Annotated in this window: 17 protein-coding genes and 4 pseudogenes; 14 read left to right on the forward strand and 7 right to left on the reverse strand. The window is 70.0% G+C overall.

Annotated features, from left to right (window positions below; genetic code table 11):
* Positions 1-75 precede the first annotated feature (75 nt).
* The 5 genes from ACIBN2_RS37655 (at position 76) to ACIBN2_RS37675 (ending at position 7,132) form a co-directional block, all read left to right on the forward strand.
* Complete coding sequence (locus tag ACIBN2_RS37655) at positions 76-1,293, forward strand: glycoside hydrolase family 3 N-terminal domain-containing protein (RefSeq protein ID WP_399141397.1); 1,218 nt, start codon at positions 76-78, stop codon at positions 1,291-1,293.
* A 145-nt stretch (positions 1,294-1,438) separates the two neighbouring features.
* On the forward strand, positions 1,439-2,344 hold the full coding sequence (locus ACIBN2_RS37660; protein ID WP_399141399.1) for a glycoside hydrolase family 16 protein: 906 nt from the start codon (positions 1,439-1,441) through the stop codon (positions 2,342-2,344).
* Between the two features lie 324 nt (positions 2,345-2,668).
* Positions 2,669-3,583, forward strand: coding sequence for a diiron oxygenase (locus ACIBN2_RS37665; RefSeq protein ID WP_399141401.1), 915 nt, complete (start codon positions 2,669-2,671; stop codon positions 3,581-3,583).
* 36 nt (positions 3,584-3,619) lie between these two features.
* On the forward strand, positions 3,620-5,263 hold the full coding sequence (locus tag ACIBN2_RS37670; protein ID WP_399141403.1) for an FAD-dependent oxidoreductase: 1,644 nt from the start codon (positions 3,620-3,622) through the stop codon (positions 5,261-5,263).
* Positions 5,264-5,614: 351 nt separating this feature from the next.
* Complete coding sequence (locus ACIBN2_RS37675) at positions 5,615-7,132, forward strand: catalase (RefSeq protein WP_399141405.1); 1,518 nt, start codon at positions 5,615-5,617, stop codon at positions 7,130-7,132.
* An 81-nt stretch (positions 7,133-7,213) separates the two neighbouring features.
* On the opposite strand, the gene ACIBN2_RS37680 is transcribed toward ACIBN2_RS37675, so the two are convergent.
* Positions 7,214-7,630, reverse strand: coding sequence for an ATP-binding protein (locus ACIBN2_RS37680; protein ID WP_399141406.1), 417 nt, complete (start codon positions 7,628-7,630; stop codon positions 7,214-7,216).
* A 342-nt stretch (positions 7,631-7,972) separates the two neighbouring features.
* Positions 7,973-8,536: a hypothetical protein gene (locus tag ACIBN2_RS37685; protein WP_399141408.1), complete on the reverse strand. Its 564-nt coding sequence runs from the start codon at positions 8,534-8,536 to the stop codon at positions 7,973-7,975.
* Between the two features lie 135 nt (positions 8,537-8,671).
* Here ACIBN2_RS37685 and ACIBN2_RS37690 point away from each other — a divergent pair, with 135 nt between their 5' ends.
* The gene (locus ACIBN2_RS37690) at positions 8,672-9,283 is read left to right on the forward strand and encodes a TetR/AcrR family transcriptional regulator (protein ID WP_399141410.1); all 612 of its coding nucleotides are present in this window, start codon (positions 8,672-8,674) and stop codon (positions 9,281-9,283) included.
* 32 nt (positions 9,284-9,315) lie between these two features.
* On the opposite strand, the gene ACIBN2_RS37695 is transcribed toward ACIBN2_RS37690, so the two are convergent.
* Positions 9,316-10,086, reverse strand: coding sequence for a hypothetical protein (locus tag ACIBN2_RS37695; RefSeq protein WP_399141412.1), 771 nt, complete (start codon positions 10,084-10,086; stop codon positions 9,316-9,318).
* Positions 10,087-10,348: 262 nt separating this feature from the next.
* Positions 10,349-11,134, reverse strand: coding sequence for a ferritin-like domain-containing protein (locus tag ACIBN2_RS37700; protein ID WP_399141463.1), 786 nt, complete (start codon positions 11,132-11,134; stop codon positions 10,349-10,351).
* A gap of 166 nt (positions 11,135-11,300) precedes the next feature.
* Here ACIBN2_RS37700 and ACIBN2_RS37705 point away from each other — a divergent pair.
* The 3 pseudogenes from ACIBN2_RS37705 to ACIBN2_RS37715 all read left to right on the forward strand — a co-directional run.
* Positions 11,301-11,888 (forward strand): annotated as a pseudogene (locus ACIBN2_RS37705) (transposase family protein); the annotation flags it as partial.
* Between the two features lie 5 nt (positions 11,889-11,893).
* Positions 11,894-12,086 (forward strand): annotated as a pseudogene (locus tag ACIBN2_RS37710) (epoxide hydrolase); the annotation flags it as partial.
* A gap of 27 nt (positions 12,087-12,113) precedes the next feature.
* Positions 12,114-12,185 (forward strand): annotated as a pseudogene (locus ACIBN2_RS37715) (DNA-binding response regulator); the annotation flags it as partial.
* A gap of 55 nt (positions 12,186-12,240) precedes the next feature.
* Here ACIBN2_RS37715 and ACIBN2_RS37720 read toward each other — a convergent pair.
* Positions 12,241-13,032 (reverse strand): hypothetical protein, encoded by a 792-nt coding sequence (locus ACIBN2_RS37720; protein ID WP_399141414.1) that lies wholly within the window; start codon positions 13,030-13,032, stop codon positions 12,241-12,243.
* A gap of 307 nt (positions 13,033-13,339) precedes the next feature.
* On the opposite strand from ACIBN2_RS37720, the gene ACIBN2_RS37725 reads away from it, so the two are divergent.
* From ACIBN2_RS37725 to ACIBN2_RS37745, 5 genes and pseudogenes are all read left to right on the forward strand, one after another.
* A complete protein-coding gene (locus ACIBN2_RS37725) occupies positions 13,340-14,560 on the forward strand; it encodes a histidine kinase (protein ID WP_399141416.1) in 1,221 nt (406 codons plus the stop codon).
* Complete coding sequence (locus ACIBN2_RS37730) at positions 14,548-15,198, forward strand: LuxR C-terminal-related transcriptional regulator (protein WP_399141418.1); 651 nt, start codon at positions 14,548-14,550, stop codon at positions 15,196-15,198. The genes ACIBN2_RS37725 and ACIBN2_RS37730 overlap by 13 nt, the downstream gene beginning before the upstream one ends.
* A 406-nt stretch (positions 15,199-15,604) precedes the next feature.
* A pseudogene (locus tag ACIBN2_RS37735) lies at positions 15,605-15,877 on the forward strand (transposase family protein); the annotation flags it as partial.
* A gap of 129 nt (positions 15,878-16,006) precedes the next feature.
* A complete protein-coding gene (locus ACIBN2_RS37740; RefSeq protein ID WP_399141420.1) occupies positions 16,007-16,300 on the forward strand; it encodes a hypothetical protein in 294 nt (97 codons plus the stop codon).
* Entirely contained in the window at positions 16,284-16,625 is a 342-nt protein-coding gene (locus ACIBN2_RS37745) for a hypothetical protein (RefSeq protein ID WP_399141422.1), read from the forward strand. The genes ACIBN2_RS37740 and ACIBN2_RS37745 overlap by 17 nt, the downstream gene beginning before the upstream one ends.
* A 45-nt stretch (positions 16,626-16,670) precedes the next feature.
* Here ACIBN2_RS37745 and ACIBN2_RS37750 read toward each other — a convergent pair whose 3' ends face one another.
* Both ACIBN2_RS37750 and ACIBN2_RS37755 read right to left on the reverse strand, forming a co-directional pair.
* Positions 16,671-16,892 (reverse strand): hypothetical protein, encoded by a 222-nt coding sequence (locus ACIBN2_RS37750; RefSeq protein WP_399141424.1) that lies wholly within the window; start codon positions 16,890-16,892, stop codon positions 16,671-16,673.
* 150 nt (positions 16,893-17,042) lie between these two features.
* A complete protein-coding gene (locus ACIBN2_RS37755) occupies positions 17,043-17,474 on the reverse strand; it encodes a VOC family protein (RefSeq protein ID WP_399141426.1) in 432 nt (143 codons plus the stop codon).
* Positions 17,475-17,535: the final 61 nt, after the last annotated feature.

Raw genomic sequence — 17,535 nt, forward strand, 5'->3', positions numbered from 1 at the left:
CGGGACGAGAGACCGTCGTCGGCGGCCACCCCAGGGGTACCCGGTCCGTACTGGGCGCGCCGCGAGGGACCTTCCATGAATTCTCAGCAGGCGCAGAACCGTCGGTCGGGCAAGATGCGGGCAGTCTGGCCCGTTCCCGTGGTGGCGCTGTCGCTCGCGGCCACAAGCCTCGCCGGCGCGTGCACGTCGCACGCCGCCGTCGAACCGCACGCGCCGGCCCCCGCGGCCAGGAACGCGGCCACGACCTGCGTCGACGAGACCTTCGGGGCGATGACGGTCCCGCAGCGCGTCGGTCAGCTCTTCATGGGCGCCGTCACCCCGTCGAAGCCCGACCAGCACAAGATCCAGCTGATGCGCCAGTACCACGTCGGATCGGTGTTCCTGGCCGGGCGCAGCAGCGCGGGCACGCAGGCGATCAGGACACTCGTCGACGGTCTCCAGGCGAAGGCCGACACGGTGGCCGGACGTCGCGTTCCCCTGCTGGTGTCGACCGACCAGGAGGGCGGGCGCGTACAGGTGCTGTCCGGTCCCGGGTTCTCGACCATGCCGAGCGCTTTGGTGCAGGGAGGCTGGTCGACGTCGTACCTGCGCAGTCAGGCCGCCACATGGGCGGGGCAGCTCAGGGCGGCCGGTGTGAATCTGAACCTCGCACCCGTCGCCGATGTCGTCCCGGCCGCCCTGGGCAGGAACAACGCCCCGATCGGCTTCTACGACCGCGAGTTCGGCCACACGGCCGCGACGGTGACCCCCCACAGCAACGCGTTCGCCGCCGGCATGGCCCAGTCGAAGGTGCTGGCCACGCTGAAGCACTTCCCGGGGCTCGGCAACGTCCGCGGCAACACCGACACCACGGCGAACGTCGTGGACTCGGTGACGACGAGCACGAGTTCGAGCCTGGACCCGTTCCGTTCGGGCATCAAGGCCGGTGCGCCCTTCGTCATGATCTCCTCGGCCATCTACAGCAGGATCGACCCGAAACGTCAGGCCGCGTTCTCCTCCACGGTGATCCAGGGACTGCTCCGCAAGAACCTCGGGTTCAAGGGCGTGGTCGTCTCGGACGACCTCGGCCAGGCGGTCGCCGTGAAGGCCGTGCCCCCGGCCAGGAGGGCCCTGAACTTCCTGTCGGCAGGCGGGGACCTGGTGCTGACCGTCGACCCGAACCTGATCCCGACGATGGCCAAGGCGGTTCAGATCCGGATGGCAGAGAGCCCGGCGTTCCGCTCCCAGGTGAATGGGAGCGTCCATCGCGTCCTGACGGCGAAGCAGCAGGAGGGCCTGCTGTCCTGCGGGTGAACCCGGCTGCCGGTAGGTGCGTCGGAGCATCGGCGTCCGGTTCGGTGTCCTCCCCGGGGATGGCGTCGCGCGGCCTCGCGAGCGACGATGTCCCTTCGCGACGACGCACGGACACGGCCGGCAGCCGAGCCTCGAGGAGCCTGGGATGGGTTCGCACGCAGCGCCGCACCACAGGAGGCGAGGTCTGCTTCTGTCCGCGGGCCTCATGCTCGTCGCCGCACTGCTGTGGCTCCCCCGGGCCGACGCCGCGCCCGCGTCCGCCGACGCCTGTCACACGACGAGCGCGAGTCTGCCCCGGGGCGACTGCGGGCCGTTCTGGCAGGTCCTCGCGGAGGACTTCAACGGCGACCGGGTACCGCTCGGCTCGTTCAGCGACTGTGATCACAACGTCGACACCTCGGGCGCCTACTGCGAAGGGCTGACGGGGAAGTTCCGGGACAACTGGTGGGCGTACCCGACCGGTTGGCGCGACACGGCCAACAGCCGGGGCCGCGACGTGGTGGGTGTGTACCACCCGGAGGACACCGTGAGCGTCGGTCCTGCGGCCGATGGCGACGGGAGGATGTTCATCCGGATGTGGCGGCCCTCCGACGGAGGCCCGGTGCATGCCGCCGCAGTCGTACCGCGAGCGGTCATGCAGATGACCTACGGCAAGTACAGCGCGCGCATCAAGGTGACGAAACTGGCCCCGGGCTACAAGTCCGCCTGGCTGCACTACGGCGGCGGTTGCGAGATGGACCATCCCGAGGGCGAGTGGACGGGCTCGCTCACCGCCTTCCACCATCCCTGCGGCGGCGGCGAGCAGGGCTCCTTCCCCGGCAGCGACGACTGGACGCAGTGGCACACGGTGTCCACGGAATGGACCCCGGGGAAGGTGCGGTTCTTCGTAGACGGGCGGGAGACCGGCAGCGACACGCGGGGCGTGCCGGACGGCCCGCTGTCGTGGGTGATGCAGAACGAGAGCGCCCTGGAAGGGCCGGGGGCGGCGCCCGGAAGCAGCGCACAGCTCGACATCACCTGGGTCGCGGCGTACGCGTACGGCTGGGGTTGACCATCCCAACGCTTCCCGCACAGAACTTCCTTACTCGCGGGTAGGCACGCCACTGACCCTTGTTATACATTGCGTCTAACAAGGGCTGCGGCGCCACCAGCGCCTGCCGCCTTCGCCGCCGTCGAACTGGCTCACCGCGCGAGCGCCGACGGAGGTCCGAGACGTCCGCCGGGCAGGCACGGATTCGACTGTCCCCGGGCGCGGACTCGGTTGCCCCCTGCGCGCGATCGGCTTCGCCGCGGTCCTCTGCACCACGCGGAACGCGATCACATGCACCACGCATAAACGGACGTGGGTCCGTCATCCGAGCTGAGGAGTTGGAGCATGGCAAGCAGCACGACCCGTCCGGACGTTGAGACCGCCGCGCCGAGCGCCCGCGTCGCCGGCCGGCTGCTCGACTCGTCCGCGAAGCTCTCCTACGACCCCCTGACGGAGGTCGACTGGGAGACGCCGCTGGACACGGACTTCCACGGCGCCAGCCCGGAGTGGAGCACGCTGTACGGGACTTCGTACTGGGACGAACTCACCGAGGCGCAGCGCAAGGAGCTGACGCGGCACGAAGCGGCCTCCGTCGCCAGCACCGGCATATGGTTCGAGATGATCCTCCAGCAGCTGATCCTGCGCGACGTCTACGCCAAGGACCCCGGCGACGACGCGGTCCAGTGGGCGCTCACCGAGATCGCCGACGAGTGCCGCCACTCGATCATGTTCGCGCGCGGGGCGAAGAAGCTGGGGGCGCCGGCCTACCGGCCGCGCCGCGTGGCGGTCGAACTCGGCCGGGCGTTCAAGACCCTCGCGTTCGGCGAGGCCGCGTATGCGGCGATCCTCGTCGCCGAGGAGGTCCTGGACGTCATGCAGCGCGACTGGATGCGCGACGAGAGGGTCGTCCCGTTCGTCCGCACCATCAACAACATCCATGTGGTCGAGGAATCCCGCCACATGAAGTTCGCCCGCGACGAGACGCGCAAGAACCTCGCGAAGGCAGGACCGGTACGCCGGCACATCCACGCCTTCGTGATCGCGGTGGCCGCGTACGTCATCGTCACGAGCATGGTGAACAAGGGCGTCTACGCCAACGCCGGGCTGGACCCGGAACGGGCGCTGGCGGCGGCGCGGTCCAACGAGCACCACAAGGCGATGATGCGCTCCAGCTGCTCCGGGCTGATGGACTTCCTGGCCTCGGCCCGGCTGCTCACCAAGCCGGCCCTGGCGTTCTACAAGCGCGCCCACCTCATCTGACCGAACAGGCCCGCACAGCCGATCAGAGCGGACACCATGCCCTACGTCATCACTCAGACCTGCTGCAGCGACGCCACCTGCGTCGCCGTGTGCCCGGTCAACTGCATCCATCCGACGCCGCAGGAACGGGCGTTCGGCAGCACCGAGATGCTCCACGTCGACCCCGTGGCCTGCATCGACTGCGGCGCCTGCGCCGACGCCTGTCCGGTGGACGCGATCCACCCGGCGGACGAACTCACCGGCCCGCAGAAGGTGTTCGCCGCGATCAACGCCGCCTACTACGCCGACGCCCCGACGCCCGAGCCGGCCGCCGGCAGCCCGATCTTCCACGCCTGGGACAGGCCCGCGTTCGAGCGCACGCTGCCGGCGGACTTCCCCGCGCTGCGCATCGCGGTCGTCGGCACCGGGCCGGCGGGCATGTACACGGCCCAGGACCTGCTCCTGCACACCAACGCCGAGGTCACCCTGATCGACCGGCTCCCGGTCGCCGGCGGCCTGGTGCGCTACGGCGTGGCCCCCGACCACCCCACCACCAAGAAGGTCGGCGAGACCTTCGCGCGCTTCCACAACCATCCCCGGGTGCGCATGCTGCTGGGGGTCCGGGCCGGTGTGGACGTCACCGTCGACGAGATCGCCGCCCACCACGACGCCGTCGTGTACGCCGTGGGCGCCTCGGGCGACCGGCGGCTCGGCGTCCCCGGCGAGGACCGCACCGGCAGCCTCTCGGCGACCACGTTCGTGGCCTGGTACAACGCCCACCCCGACATCGCACCCGACGCCGTCGACCTCTCCGCCGAGCGCGTCGTGGTGGTCGGCAACGGCAACGTCGCCCTCGACGTCGCCCGCATCCTGGTCGCCGACCCCGACGCACTGGCCGCCACCGACATCGCCGACCACGCGCTGCGGGCGCTGCGCGACAGCGCCGTACGCGAGGTGGTGCTCCTCGGCCGGCGCGGCCCCGAGGACACCGCCTGCACCCGGCCCGAACTCCTCGCTCTGGCCCAACTGCCCGGCGTGGAACTGGTCGTGGACGACCACGACCCCCGCATCGCCGCCGCCATCGACACGGCGGGCCCCGACGCCATCGCCGCCGTGCTGCGTGACGTGCCCCGTACGGCGATGGAGTGGTCGCGCCCGGCGGGACCGGGCCGGCGCATCGTGCTGCGCTTCCACTCCGAGCCCAGGGAACTGGCCGGTGACGAGGGCACCGCGGCGATCCGTTCCGTTCGAGTCACCGGTGCGGCGGGGCCGACCGTGATCCCGGCCGGGATGGTGCTGCGGGCGATCGGCTACCAGGGGACGCCGGTGGCGGGACTGCCCTTCGACGAGTCCTCCGGCACCATTCCGCACGAGCACGGCCGGGTGGCCGGACTGCCGGGGACGTACGTGGTGGGGTGGATCAAGCGCGGCTCCCGGGGCGGCATCGGCGCGAACCGCGCATGCGCCGCGGAAACCGTCGGCACGCTGCTCTCCGACGCCGTCGCGGGCACCCTGTCCAGGCCCACCGCCTCGTCAAAGGCCTTCGCCCGGCTCGCGCGCCGTCGCGGCCGCCATGTGGTGGACGCGCGGGGGATGGCGTCCATCGAACAGGCGGAGCTGTCCCGCGGGCGGCGTCTGGGCAGGCCACGCAGCAAGCTGGCCACGCTGCCGGAGCTCGTGAAGGCCTCCCGGCGCGGATGACGCCGTGAACGCCGGCGGCGTCAGGACCGGGCACCAGACGCCGCCACCCTTTCCTGCCTTTCGGGTGGCGGCCCCGGCGGAACCGGCACATCCTGGCCAGGCGTGCGCAGGCGGACGGACAGGTCGCCGGCACCCTCGGTGCACCGCGCCGTCGGGCCGCCATGCGCCCACCGCTTCGGGGCACCGGATCGACCGCTGGGCGCACGCGGGGCACGACTCGCCGGCCCATCTGTCGCAAAGGCGATGTTTGCCGCAGCCGGTCAAGGTCACCTGGTCCGACGGGACCGACAGGCTCCGGGCGAGAAAAAGGTGCCCGGCACGCCGCCGCGCCGTACGACGAAAGGCAGTTCGATGACGGAGACCCCACCTGTCACCACGACCGATTCCGGCGCCCCGGTCGAGAGCGACGAGCATTCGCTCACCGTGGGACCCGCCGGTCCGATCCTGCTGCAGGACGCCTATCTGATCGAGCAGATGGCCCAGTTCAACCGGGAGCGGATCCCCGAGCGTCAGCCGCACGCCAAGGGGAGCGGCGCTTTCGGCCACTTCGAGGTCACCCACGATGTCAGCGCCTACACCAAGGCGGCCGTCTTCCAGCCGGGCACACGCACCGACCTGGTCACCCGCTTCTCCACCGTCGCCGGTGAGCGCGGCAGCCCGGACACCTGGCGCGACCCGCGCGGCTTCGCGGTGAAGTTCTACACCAGCGAAGGCAACTACGACATGGTCGGCAACAACACGCCGGTGTTCTTCGTGAAGGACCCGATGAAGTTCCAGCACTTCATCCGCTCCCAGAAGCGCCGCGCCGACAACAACCTGCGCGACCACGACATGCAGTGGGACTTCTGGACCCTCTCCCCCGAGTCCGCCCACCAGGTCACCTGGCTGATGGGCGACCGCGGCATCCCGCGGACCTGGCGCCACATGAACGGCTACACCTCCCACACCTACATGTGGATCAACGCCGCCGGTGAGCGGTTCTGGGTGAAGTACCACTTCAAGACCGACCAGGGCATCGAGTGCTTCACCCAGCACGAGGCCGACCAGATGGCCGCCGCCGACACGGATTACCACACGCGCGATCTGTTCGAGCACATCCGCGACGGCGACTTCCCCAGCTGGACGCTGCACGTGCAGGTCATGCCGTACGAGGACGCCGCGGACTACCGGTTCAACCCCTTCGACCTCACCAAGGTGTGGCCGCACGGCGACTACCCGCTCATCCCGGTCGGCAGGATGACGCTGGACCGCAACCCGACCGACAACCACGCCGAGATCGAGCAGGCGGCCTTCCAGCCCAACAACCTCGTCCCCGGCATCGGCCCCAGCCCGGACCGCATGCTGCTGGCCCGGCTGTTCTCCTACGCGGACGCACACCGCCACCGGATCGGCGGCAACTACCAGCAACTCCCGGTGAACGCCCCCGTCGTCGACGTCCACACGTACTCCAAGGACGGGGCGATGGCGTACCGGAAGACCACCGACCCGGTGTACGCCCCCAACTCCAAGGGCGGTCCCGCGGCCGACCCGGCCCGCTACTCCCCGCCCAGCTGGGAGGCCGACGGCGCCATCACGCGCGCGGCCTACGTCAATCACGCCGAGGACGACGACTGGGGCCAGCCCGGCACGATGGTGCGCGAGGTCATGGACGACGCCGCGCGGGACCGCCTGGTCGACAACGTCGTCGGCCATCTCCTCAACGGAGTCTCGGAACCCGTCCTCCAGCGGGCCTTCGAGTACTGGTCGAACATCGACAAGACCATCGGCGACCGCATCGCCCAGGGCGTGCGTGCCAAGGCCGGCGAGAGGGATCCCAAGGCCGCCCAGCAGGGCAGTCCCGCACGACGCGACATGCAGGACAAGGCCTGACGCACCTGGTCACCACCGTGGGCTTCCGTCCCCGCTCTGCCGGGACGGAAGCCCACCGACTCTGCGGCCGGGCGCCCGAACTCAGGCGTCGGGCGCTCGGAAGCACGCGCTGACCGACTTTCCGTGGGGACAGGGGTGCGACTCCCAGGTGTCGGCCACCGCGTCCACGAGGAACATGCCACGTCCGCCGGGCCGCTCCGTGCTGGCCTCGCGGGGAGTCGGCAGATCGCTGGAGCTGTCGTGCACGGAGACGTGCAGGCAACTGTCGTCACAGGCCATCACGAGCTGAGCGCTGCTGTGGGCGTGCCTGTGCGCGTTGGTCACCAGCTCGGAGACGGTCAGCACCACGGCGTCCACCGTCTCTGGAGCGGTAGTGGTCCAACCCAGCGACTTCAGATGCTCACGCGCCCAGTCTCGGGCCGTTTTCACTTCGCAGTCCAACGGCAGCGTGCGGGCCCAGCCCACGGCCCGCAGCGACGAACCTTCCACGTCGATCATCCCCGTTCGAGAGTGTGTGCCGGTCGACTCATGCCCGCGTGGGACGCGTGTGCTCAGCGCTGGCCACGGAGCTTGCCCAACAGGCGCTGGGCCTGGGCCCGGCGACGCGGATCGGCAGCAGCCCGGCGCGCCTGTTCGGCTGCGCGCCGTCCCTGGGGACTCCTCGCGAACTGCTTGATGCGCTCCATCATGCCCGGCATGACGCTCCTTCCCTCAAGGCGCCCAAAGGCACCGTGCTTACTGCTGTTTCGGCTACCCCCGACGCGTCGGCTCAGCCCTGCCACCCGGCTTCCGTGGAGTCGGGTGGCAGCGTCGCGTGACGCTCCCGAGGAGCCCGCGGGGTCAAGCCTGGTGGCGGGCAGCCGAGTTGAGGCGGAATGCGGAGATGAGGAAGAAGACGCCGCCGAGGAAGGCGTAGCCGGCAAGGTTCTTCAGTGAGGGGTCGTCGCTGCCTGCCTGAGCGATGAACGACGTGCCGGCGATCGTGGAGATGGCACCACTGGCGATCATCGCCCACTGGCCTCCCAGCTTCCGGCGGATGGCGCCGGCGATCAGCTGCACGAGCCCCGCGGTGACGGCCCAGGCTCCCCACACCCGCAGGACGGCCGGAATACCGGACGTGGTGGCCAGGGCCAGTCCGACGACCGTCAGCGAACTGATGACGATGTTGGCATACAGAGGCGTAGCGGTAGTGCCGTTCGCCCTGGCGGACCGGGCGTCGACGACCGCGGCCGCCACGTCGAACAGTGGGTAGATCAGCAGGAGCGTCACACTCAGCGGGCCCAGCGTGTCGGCGGCCGTGAACAGCAGGACGGCCCACACGGCGGCGAACGCGAACCGCAGGAAGTACAACTTCCGCAAGGTCACCGGGATGCTGCCGGAGGTGGTGGCGACGAGGGTGTCCATGGCAATGCCTTTCGACGGCGGTGCTGCGGCGCAAGCGCGAGGGAGAACGTTCTGTCTACCTCGGATCTAAACGGCGCCACCACGCCACTGTCAAGACCGAACGTTCTACCTCACCGACTGGGTATCCTGGGCCGCATGAACCGGAGCCCGGAAGGCCGCAGCACGTCGGAAGCGCGAACGCGGCTGCTCAGCACAGCAACGAGGATCTTCTACGGCGAGGGGATCCACTCCGTCGGCATCGACCGGATCACCGCCGAGGCACAGGTGACCCGGGCGACGCTGTACCGGCACTTCACCGGCAAGGAAGAGCTCGTACTCGCCTACCTCGGCCAGGCCGACCGGGGAATCCGGGCGCAGGTCGCCACCGCCCAGGCGAGCGGCCACTCGCCGGTCGACAAGGTGAGGGCGGTCGCGAGGTCCATCACCGAGGGCATCCGGTCCCCCGGCTTCCGCGGCTGCGCCTTCCTCAACGCGGTGGCCGAATACCCGGACCCCGGCCACCTGGTCCACAAGGCCGTACTGACCCACCGGCAATGGTTCCTGGAGACCATCACGGAGTTGCTGGCGCCGATCGGCGACGCACCCGCCGACGCAGCAGCCCGACACCTCGTCATGCTGCGGGACGGCGCCATGGCCGCAGGCTGCCTCTTCGACCCCGAACTGATCTCGGAGACCTTCCTGCAGGCCGTCGAAGGAATCCTGCAAACGCGCACCGCCTCATCGAGTCGTCGGTCTGCCGACTCGTGAGCGTCCGCCGGCCAATGACCGGCTTCGGCGGGTCAGACGCCCTGGCGGAGATACTGCGCGCCGCAGACGCGGCAGAAAGGGTCCACCTCGGAGGTGCCCCAGGCGGTGCCGGGCAGCGTCTTGGCGGCAGGATCGAGACTCTGCCCGCACAAGGCTTCCGTCTCGTCCGCCTTCGTCATGTGCCAGGTTTCGACGCGGGGGTGGTCGGACTGTGCCGGAGCCACCTCCGCGTACTCGGCGCGCACCTCGTATTCCATGGGCCTTCCCTTCGCTTCCCGTTCTGCCGGCAGCCGGCGTGTGCGCCGCTGTGATGGCTGTGATGGCGCCGGCCGAGTCAGGCGCGGCGTGCACGCACTCCAGGCCAGGACGGCTGCGAAGACGTCTTCGGCGGCCGCGGCGCCGACGTGGTTGCGGTTGGCGCGGCGCCAGCGGGTGCCTGCGACCGCGGACGCACAGGCGCTCGAGGCCCCGATCGCCGCGGTGACGGCCGTGCGGGCGGACACGTGATGGCGCCGGGCCAGCACCACCGCGCACGCGGCGGCCAGAGCCAGGCGCGGCGTCAGGCCGGCGAAGGTGAGGCGGCTGGGGATACGCGACGACTTGTCCGCGACGAACTCCGCCGTTGCGGCCGCCAGGGTGGCGCCACGCACCCACGGGCGGTCCCAGAAACCGGGCTGTGCGGATGACGATGCCGGAACGCGCCCGCCGCTCCAGGCAACGGCGGCCGGTCCCCACTGGCTGCGCATGCCGGTTGCGGCGCCGATGAGTCCTGCCCTCAGGAGTGGCCGCCCGGTCGCGTTCATTGCGAGCGCTCCAGCGTGATGACGGTGGCGTGGGTGACGGCGTTGCGGACGGTGGTTCCCGCGGCGCCCGCGATGCCACCGTGTACAGGGCTTTGCATGCGGCCCGAGTTCCCCTGCCGGTACGCGCGAACCACCCGTCCGGACGGGGCGAGGCACCCGCGGCGCTACGAAGCAAGAGCTCCAGAGCGTGCTTTGAGGCGATGCGCGTCATGGGCACTGGGACCTCGATCACGACCCCCGCCGCCTCCTGAACCGACGACTGTCAGCCCGCACTCGTCCATGCGTCCGGGCGGGGCACCAGCACTGCGGAGACCACCGCGTGGGACGAGGCCATGACATCGGCCACGAATCGCAGGCGTCCGATGCCGAGTCGGTGCAGTGCCGGACCGTGGTCGGCGGCGACGACGAGGGAGACGGCGAGCAGAAGAAGTCGCCACATTGTCATCACCGGGCGGCGCACGACGCGCGGCAGCTCCGTCAGGGAGACGTGCAGACGCTCGCAGTGGAACGGGACGTGGCGCTGCTCGTCGGACAGGATCCGCCCGGCGACATCCGCGGTGAGCGCGTCGTCGGTGCCGTCGCGCAGCGCCCGGTAGTAACGCAGCGCCACTACTTCCGCGATCATCAGCACCAGCAGTTCCATGCGTAGGCCCATCAGGCGCCGCAGCCGTACGAAGACCGCGTCGCTCCAGTGGCCGGTCAACGTCGGCATGCCCCCCGCGGCCAGCAGACGAGCGAGCAGACGAGCGTGGTTCTGTTCCTCCGCGACGAACAGCCGGACCGCCTGCCCGTAGTCGGGGTCACCGGCCTGGTCCGCCTTGCCGACGAGGTTGGCGCCGTCACCGTCCTCACCGATCTGGAAGCGCTGGATGCTGGCCCACACCGCCGGATGAAGCGCGGCGCGCTGCCCCCAGTCCGGATCGCCGAGGGCACGCCTGCGATCCCGCTCGTCCTCGAACCGTCTTGTCCACTTGGCGAAGCCTCCCGTACGCCCTCGCTGTCCCCTCTCTGGAACACAGCCACCGTGCCCCGGAGAGAGACGACGCAGCCGGACACCGAACCGTTCCACCGGTACCCGCGCCCAGCACGCCACCTCGCAACCTGCTCGAGAGCCCGCGAGACCCCGTCTCGTACCCGACGTGCCGTCACATCGGAACCCCACCGAATGCCCACAAGGCTGTCCCCTGGCTTCTCGAGCCAGAAGCGACGGACCGGCTTCCGCCCTTCTACGGCACAGCTGTTCCCTGGTGAAGGTCGCTGCCGGGTTCGGGATCAGCGAGTCAGGTCCTACGCGAGCAGGATCCGGACTTCGTCCTCCTGGACGGCACGCTCGCCGAGTGCGACCGGGTCGGCGACGGACGGGCCGGCTACTCCCACAAGCACCGCCGGCACGAGGTGAACGTGCAGGTAGTCACCGATCCGGACGGCCGGCTGCTGTGGCTCTCGCCCGCGCTGCCGGGCCGCTCCCACGACCTGACCTCCCCCAGCCTTCGGCCGGGGGCACCCCCAGCCCGCACCCACCGGAGCATCCGCATCTGCGAGCGCCAGGGCGTCCCCGTCCTGGCCGATCTCGCCTACCAGGGCGGTGGCCCCTGGCTGACCACGGGCATCAAACGCAGGCCCCTGCGGGAACTCACCCCTACCGAGAAGACCGTCAACCGGGCTCTGGCCGCGGCACGGGCACCGGTCGAACGAGGCGTGGCCTGCCTGAAGTTCTGGCGGATCTGCCGCAGGTCCCGCTGCAGCCCAACCGCATGACGTCAATCGCCAAAGCCATTCTCACCCTGGCGCGGCAACGCTGAAGGGGCTCAGTGTGTACCCGCGCGACATCGAGAAGTGTCCGCGTGCCTGGGCACAGGAGCGGTTCCGACGGATCGTCCGATGGAGGGCACCTGAAGCCGGAGGACATTTTCCCGTCGCTGGAGGTCCCCGAGTATTTCGTCAAGGATCTGCAAGACGGCCTCGCGGCAGTGCTGGCCGCTAACGGTACCTGGTCATGAGGCTGTCGACGCCGACTCCGTGGCGGCGCCCCGCCGGTCGACGAGGACCTCGACCGCCTCACCCAGCGCGGACGGGAGGTCCTGCCCCTCACCGCCCGGGTGGGCGACGGCGCGTCGGCTGGTGTGAGGTTCCGGGGACGGACCGAGTCGGGTGTCAGCGTGGGCGGAAGAGGTAGGCGAGGTTGAGGACCACCAGTCCGGCCCAGGAGATGAGCAGTGCGGTGGTCCCGCCGGGAGTGAAGGTTGTTGCCACGGTGCCGAGGATCAGTGAGAGCAACAGGACCCTGAGCTCCGCCCTTCGGTCGCGGACCACAGCTCGCTGAAGAGGGCCGGGCTCCGCCAGCCGCTCGGCGCACAACTCGTCGAACGACGCGGCGACGCGGTCGTCGATCCGGTCCCCGAGCCGTTCGACGAACAGGTCCACGATGGCGTTCTCGCCCCCGCCTTCCGGGCGCTCGGCGGGCTGGGGGCGTTTTGCCGGTGCCGGGGGTTGCTCGGTCATCGTGGTCTCCTCCAGAGGTGTGGGCGGGGGCGTGGCGGCAGCACCCGCAGTGACATCGGGTCGGCGATGGTGGGGCGGACGATCGTGGCCGGGGAAGCCGGGGCGGCAGGAAGCGGTGGCCAGCACGACGCACAAGGCCGCCATCGGTAGTTCCGCGACGGCGGCCATCGCGATCGCTGCGGCGAGTTCGGCTCCGCGGGCAGAGGTGACGATGTCGAACCAGGCGTCGACGATCAGCAGCGCGGCGGTTGCCGCCGCGGTGAGCGGGTGCCGAGGATCCCGGCGCAGCAGCAGTACTCCGGTGGCGGTGAGGCCCAGGGCCTCCAGCGCATCCAGCCCCACCCACGCGGCCGACCAGTGCGGGACGCTGGGTGCGGTGGGCAGCGCGGCCGCCAGCACCAGCAGCCAGGGCAGCAGCGCGAGGCCGCACCCGATCAATGCCATGCCGGGCCACCGCCTCCTGTCGATGGTGCCTTGCTCTCGCAGCACAGCGGTGCGCGACAAGAAGAGCACGTCCGCGATGGCGGCGGGCAGCGCGTCCGCAGCGCCGCAAGCTGCCGGATCGACGAGGGCCATGGGGCTGCGTCTCCTCCCGGATGCGGGCTTGTGTGCCTTACATGGACAAGCTTTCCTGCGGCGGGTGCGCGCGTCGGTAACGCAAAGGTCCGACTTGGGGGTGGTACTGGCTTCACCATCGATCCGGATGGACGGTGCATGGCATGTGCGTAACCAGGCGTTCTACCGTCGAGTCATGAAGAGTTCCCGGACGCTGCGACGCGCATTACTTCGAGGGCGACGGGACACCGGCTTCGTGGCAGCCGGGATTCCGCTGCACCTTGCCCTGGCGTCGCAGTGGGTCTGGGGCGTGACCATCGTCGTGAAGGCGAACGCGTGGGCCGTGGTCCCGATACCGTTCGTGCTGTTCCTCGTCGGCGTTCCGGCACTCACCGTTGTTCAACGACACCGTTATCGAGCGTTACTCGGTGTGGACGTCCCCCGGCTGACGCCGACGCCGGAACGATGGTGGCCTAGGCGTGCCCTGCGGTGGCTGTCCTCGGCCCAGACCTGGCGACAGGTCGGATACCACCTGCTGCTCGGGCCGTTGCTGGCGGCGCTGGAACTGCTGGTGCTCGGGGCGTGGGCCGTGGCGGTGGCGGGCGCCACGTCCTGCGGGTGGGCCTGGGCGCTGCCTGGGGAGGAACGCCCGCAGGCGTTCTTCTACACCCTCGGCGGCGTCGTGCTGCTGTGCAGCGCACCCTGGCTGGCCGGGGCGACGGCCCGGACCGAGGCCCGGCTCGCGCCGGCGCTGCTGGGGCCGAGCCGGAACGAGCGGCTTCGGCTGCGTGTCGAGCACCTGGCCGAGAGCCGCACCGACCTGATCGAAGCCGTCGACAGCGAGCGCCGCCGCATCGAACGCGACCTGCACGACGGCACCCAGCAGCGCCTGGTCTCCCTCGCGGTCAATCTGGGACTGGCCAGGGCAACCCTCACCGACCTGCCGGACGATGCCCGCACCGCCATCGACGAGGCGCACCGCGAGGCGAAGGAGGCCATCGCTGAACTCAACGACTTGGTCCGCGGGTTGCACCCCGCGGTCCTCGAAGACCGAGGGCTGGACGCTGCGTTGTCCGGCCTGGCCGCCCGGGTACCGTTGCCGGTAGGCCTGCGCGTCGACATCGGAGAGCGAGCAGCGCCCGTCGTGGAGTCGGTCGCCTATTTCGTGGTCTCCGAGGCGCTGACCAACGTCACCAAGCACGCCCGCGCCACCCGCGCGGACGTGACCGTCGAACGGATCGGGAAGGTGCTGCGCGTGAACGTCACCGACGACGGGAGCGGTGGCGCCGACGCCTCAGCCGGCAGTGGGCTGAACGGACTGGCCAAACGCGTCGGCTCCGTCGACGGAACGTTCCGCGTCAGCAGCCCCGCCGGAGGCCCCACCACCCTCACCGCGGAGCTGCCGTGCGAGCTGTGATCGCCGAAGACTCGGTGCTGCTGCGCGTCGGGCTCGTCAAGGTGCTCGAGATGGCCGGCTTCCTGATCGCAGCCGACGTGGGTGACGCGGACGCCCTGTTGACCGCGGTCGAGCAACACCGGCCCGAACTTGCCCTGGTCGACGTCCGCATGCCACCGGCCTTCACCGACGAGGGAGTGCGCGCCGCGCTGGTGATCCGCCGCCAGTGGCCCCAAACGGCGGTGGTTCTGCTCTCGCAGTACGTGGAGGAGCGGTACGCGGCCGATCTGCTGACCGCCCACACCAACGGTGTCGGCTACCTGCTCAAGCAACGTGTCGCCGACGTGGAGGAGTTCATCGCCGCGGTACGGCGGGTCGCGGACGGCGGCACGGCGCTGGATCCCGAGGTCGTCGCCCAGTTGCTGCTGCGCCGCCACAGCGACCCGTTGGAGCGGCTGACGCCCCGTGAACGGGAGGTGCTGGCGCTGATGGCCGAGGGACGCTCCAACGCGGCGATCGCCGAGGCACTGGTAGTCAGCGACAGCGCGGTCGCCAAGCACATCAACAACATCTTCGCCAAACTCGGCCTGCCCGCCGCCGACGCCGACCACCGACGCGTCCTCGCCGTGCTGCGATTCCTCGGGATGCCCCCGAACTGACCGGCTACGGGAGAGTGCCGATGGCCGACGACGCGAGCGCGACTGTACGCCCAGCTTGATGCGCCCGACGAGCCGTCGTTCGACGACTATGTGCCCGAGTCGTACGAGCCGGGAAGCGACTGAACCGCACCCCTGCCGAGTAGTTGAGGACGGCACGCTGCGACGAGTCTTCGGCAATGCCGCGTTGAGCCGTCCGGCAGGTAGATGAGGGCGCAGGCACGGTCGAGGCGCCGGTAGAGGTCGCCCAGCCCGTCATCCGCGTCCCACATGGCCTGCCACTGCTCGCGGGTCAACTCGTTGCCGGGGATATGCCGCAGAGGGTCGGTGGCCCGCTTGACCTCCAGGCAGCGGCGGATCGTGGCCGCGACCTCGGCACGGCTGAGGAACTCGGTCGCGAACTGGCGGGCGTGGTGCTCGTCGCCAGGGCGTCCCCGTCCTGGCCGATCTCGCCTACCAGGGCGGTGGCCCCTGGCTGACCACGCGCATCAAACGCAGGCCCCCTGCAGGAACTCACCCCTGCCGAGAAGACCGTCAACCGGGCCCTGGCCGCGGCACGGGCACCGGTCGAACGAGGCGTGGCCCGCCTGAAGTCCTGGCGGATCTGCCGCAGGTCCCGCTGCAGCCCAACCGCATGACGTCAATCGCCAAAGCCATTCTCACCCTGGCGCGGCAACGCTGAAGAGGCTCAATGAGGGGACCCACGTTCCGCAATGCTGACTGCGACGACACGGACATCCGTCCCGACGGCATGCCGCAACAGCAACGCGGCACTCTGTCCCGGTCACCTCAGGGCAATGAGGCCCTGGTAGTGCGTCTGTTGCATGAGCAAGGTCCCCTGACGCGATCGGAGTTGGGCACCCTGTGCGGTCTGTCCCGCACCACGCTCTACGACGCTGTCGGCACGCTCATGGACAACGACACCGTCCTCGCCTCGATACCGGAAGCCGCCCGGCGCAAGCGAGGCCGCCCGGCGGAGGTGCTGGCCCTGAGCCCCGGAAACGGCCTGCTGCTCGGCATCGAGTTCGCGCGACGGGCGGTACGGATGGCCACGATGGACGCGGCACACGAGATCACGGGCGCCGCAGGTGAACCACATTGCTGATGCCGCTTCGTGGCAGGCCCGGGTTGACCTCGCATGGCGGCTGGCGAACGGCCTGGCGGGCGGGATGCTGCGACCGGGCACCCTTCTCGGCGTCCGTCTGGGAGTGGTCGGACCGGTCGCCTTCCGGGACTGCGACCCGCCCTCGGTGCCCTGGCACGACACGGTTTCGGCGCTGGTGCGTGAGCGCTTCGGCGCGCAGGTGCCGATCGACAACAACACCCGGCTGGCCACCATGACCGAGACGATCTGGGGCGCGGCCGCGGGCGAGCCGAATGTGCTGCGCGGTCGGCGTGCGCGGTCCATCTCCGTCGTACGAACGTCCTGAATCCCAAGCCACGGCACACAGTTCGGCGCTGCCCGGGCGCGTGGATCAGCTGAACGGTGACAGGCCCTTGCTTTCCAGGTGGGCGACCAATGAGTCGAGGCACGCGTCTGCCGTGGCCAAGTCCGCGCGGAAGAACGAGTCCTTGCCCAGCGGCCCGCCACTCACCATGACCATCCATGCCTTCCTGTGGTCAACGATGCGATCCCCGTCGACCTTGAACACGGTCGTGACTCCGCGTTCAGCCAGCCACTCCATCAGCTCAAGCATGTCCACCGCGTCCCTCCGGTGGGATCATCCCACTGCGCACGCATGCTCTCGAAGCGCAGCCTCACCGTTGAAGACGCGCCTCGAAAACCGCCTTCCGCGATGCCCATGGCCCGGCCGACTGCAGCCTTCGCAGCGGGCAGGGAGTCATCCTCAGTCGAGACAGAACTCGTTGCCTTCGATGTCCTGCATCACGATGCAGGACTCATCGTGCTCATCGGCAAGCAGCACCCGCACTTGAACCGCGCCGAGTGCGACCAGTCGTGCGCACTCGGCCTCGAGCGTGGCGAGGCGTTCCGCACCCACGAGGCCCGTCCCGACCCGCACGTCAAGATGCACCCTGTTCTTGACGACCTTGCCCTCGGGGACGCGCTGGAAGTACAGGCGAGGGCCCACGCCCGAAGGGTCACTGCAGACGAACCCCGCACCCTGCCGCTCAGGCGGCAGCGAGCGATGGAAATCGTCCCACGTGGCGAATCCTTCCGGCGGCGACGGTACGACGTACCCCAGCACCTCGCACCAGAAGCGGGCGACGCGCTCAGGTTCCGAGCAGTCGAAGGTGACTTGGAACTTCTTGATCGACATCGGCGCACCATAGCAGGGGGCTCCGTTCCGGTTGATCTCGGTACGGCTCCCCTCGGGGCTC

It is taken from the genome of Streptomyces sp. NPDC050534 (assembly GCF_044457745.1).
Taxonomy (GTDB): domain Bacteria; phylum Actinomycetota; class Actinomycetes; order Streptomycetales; family Streptomycetaceae; genus Streptomyces.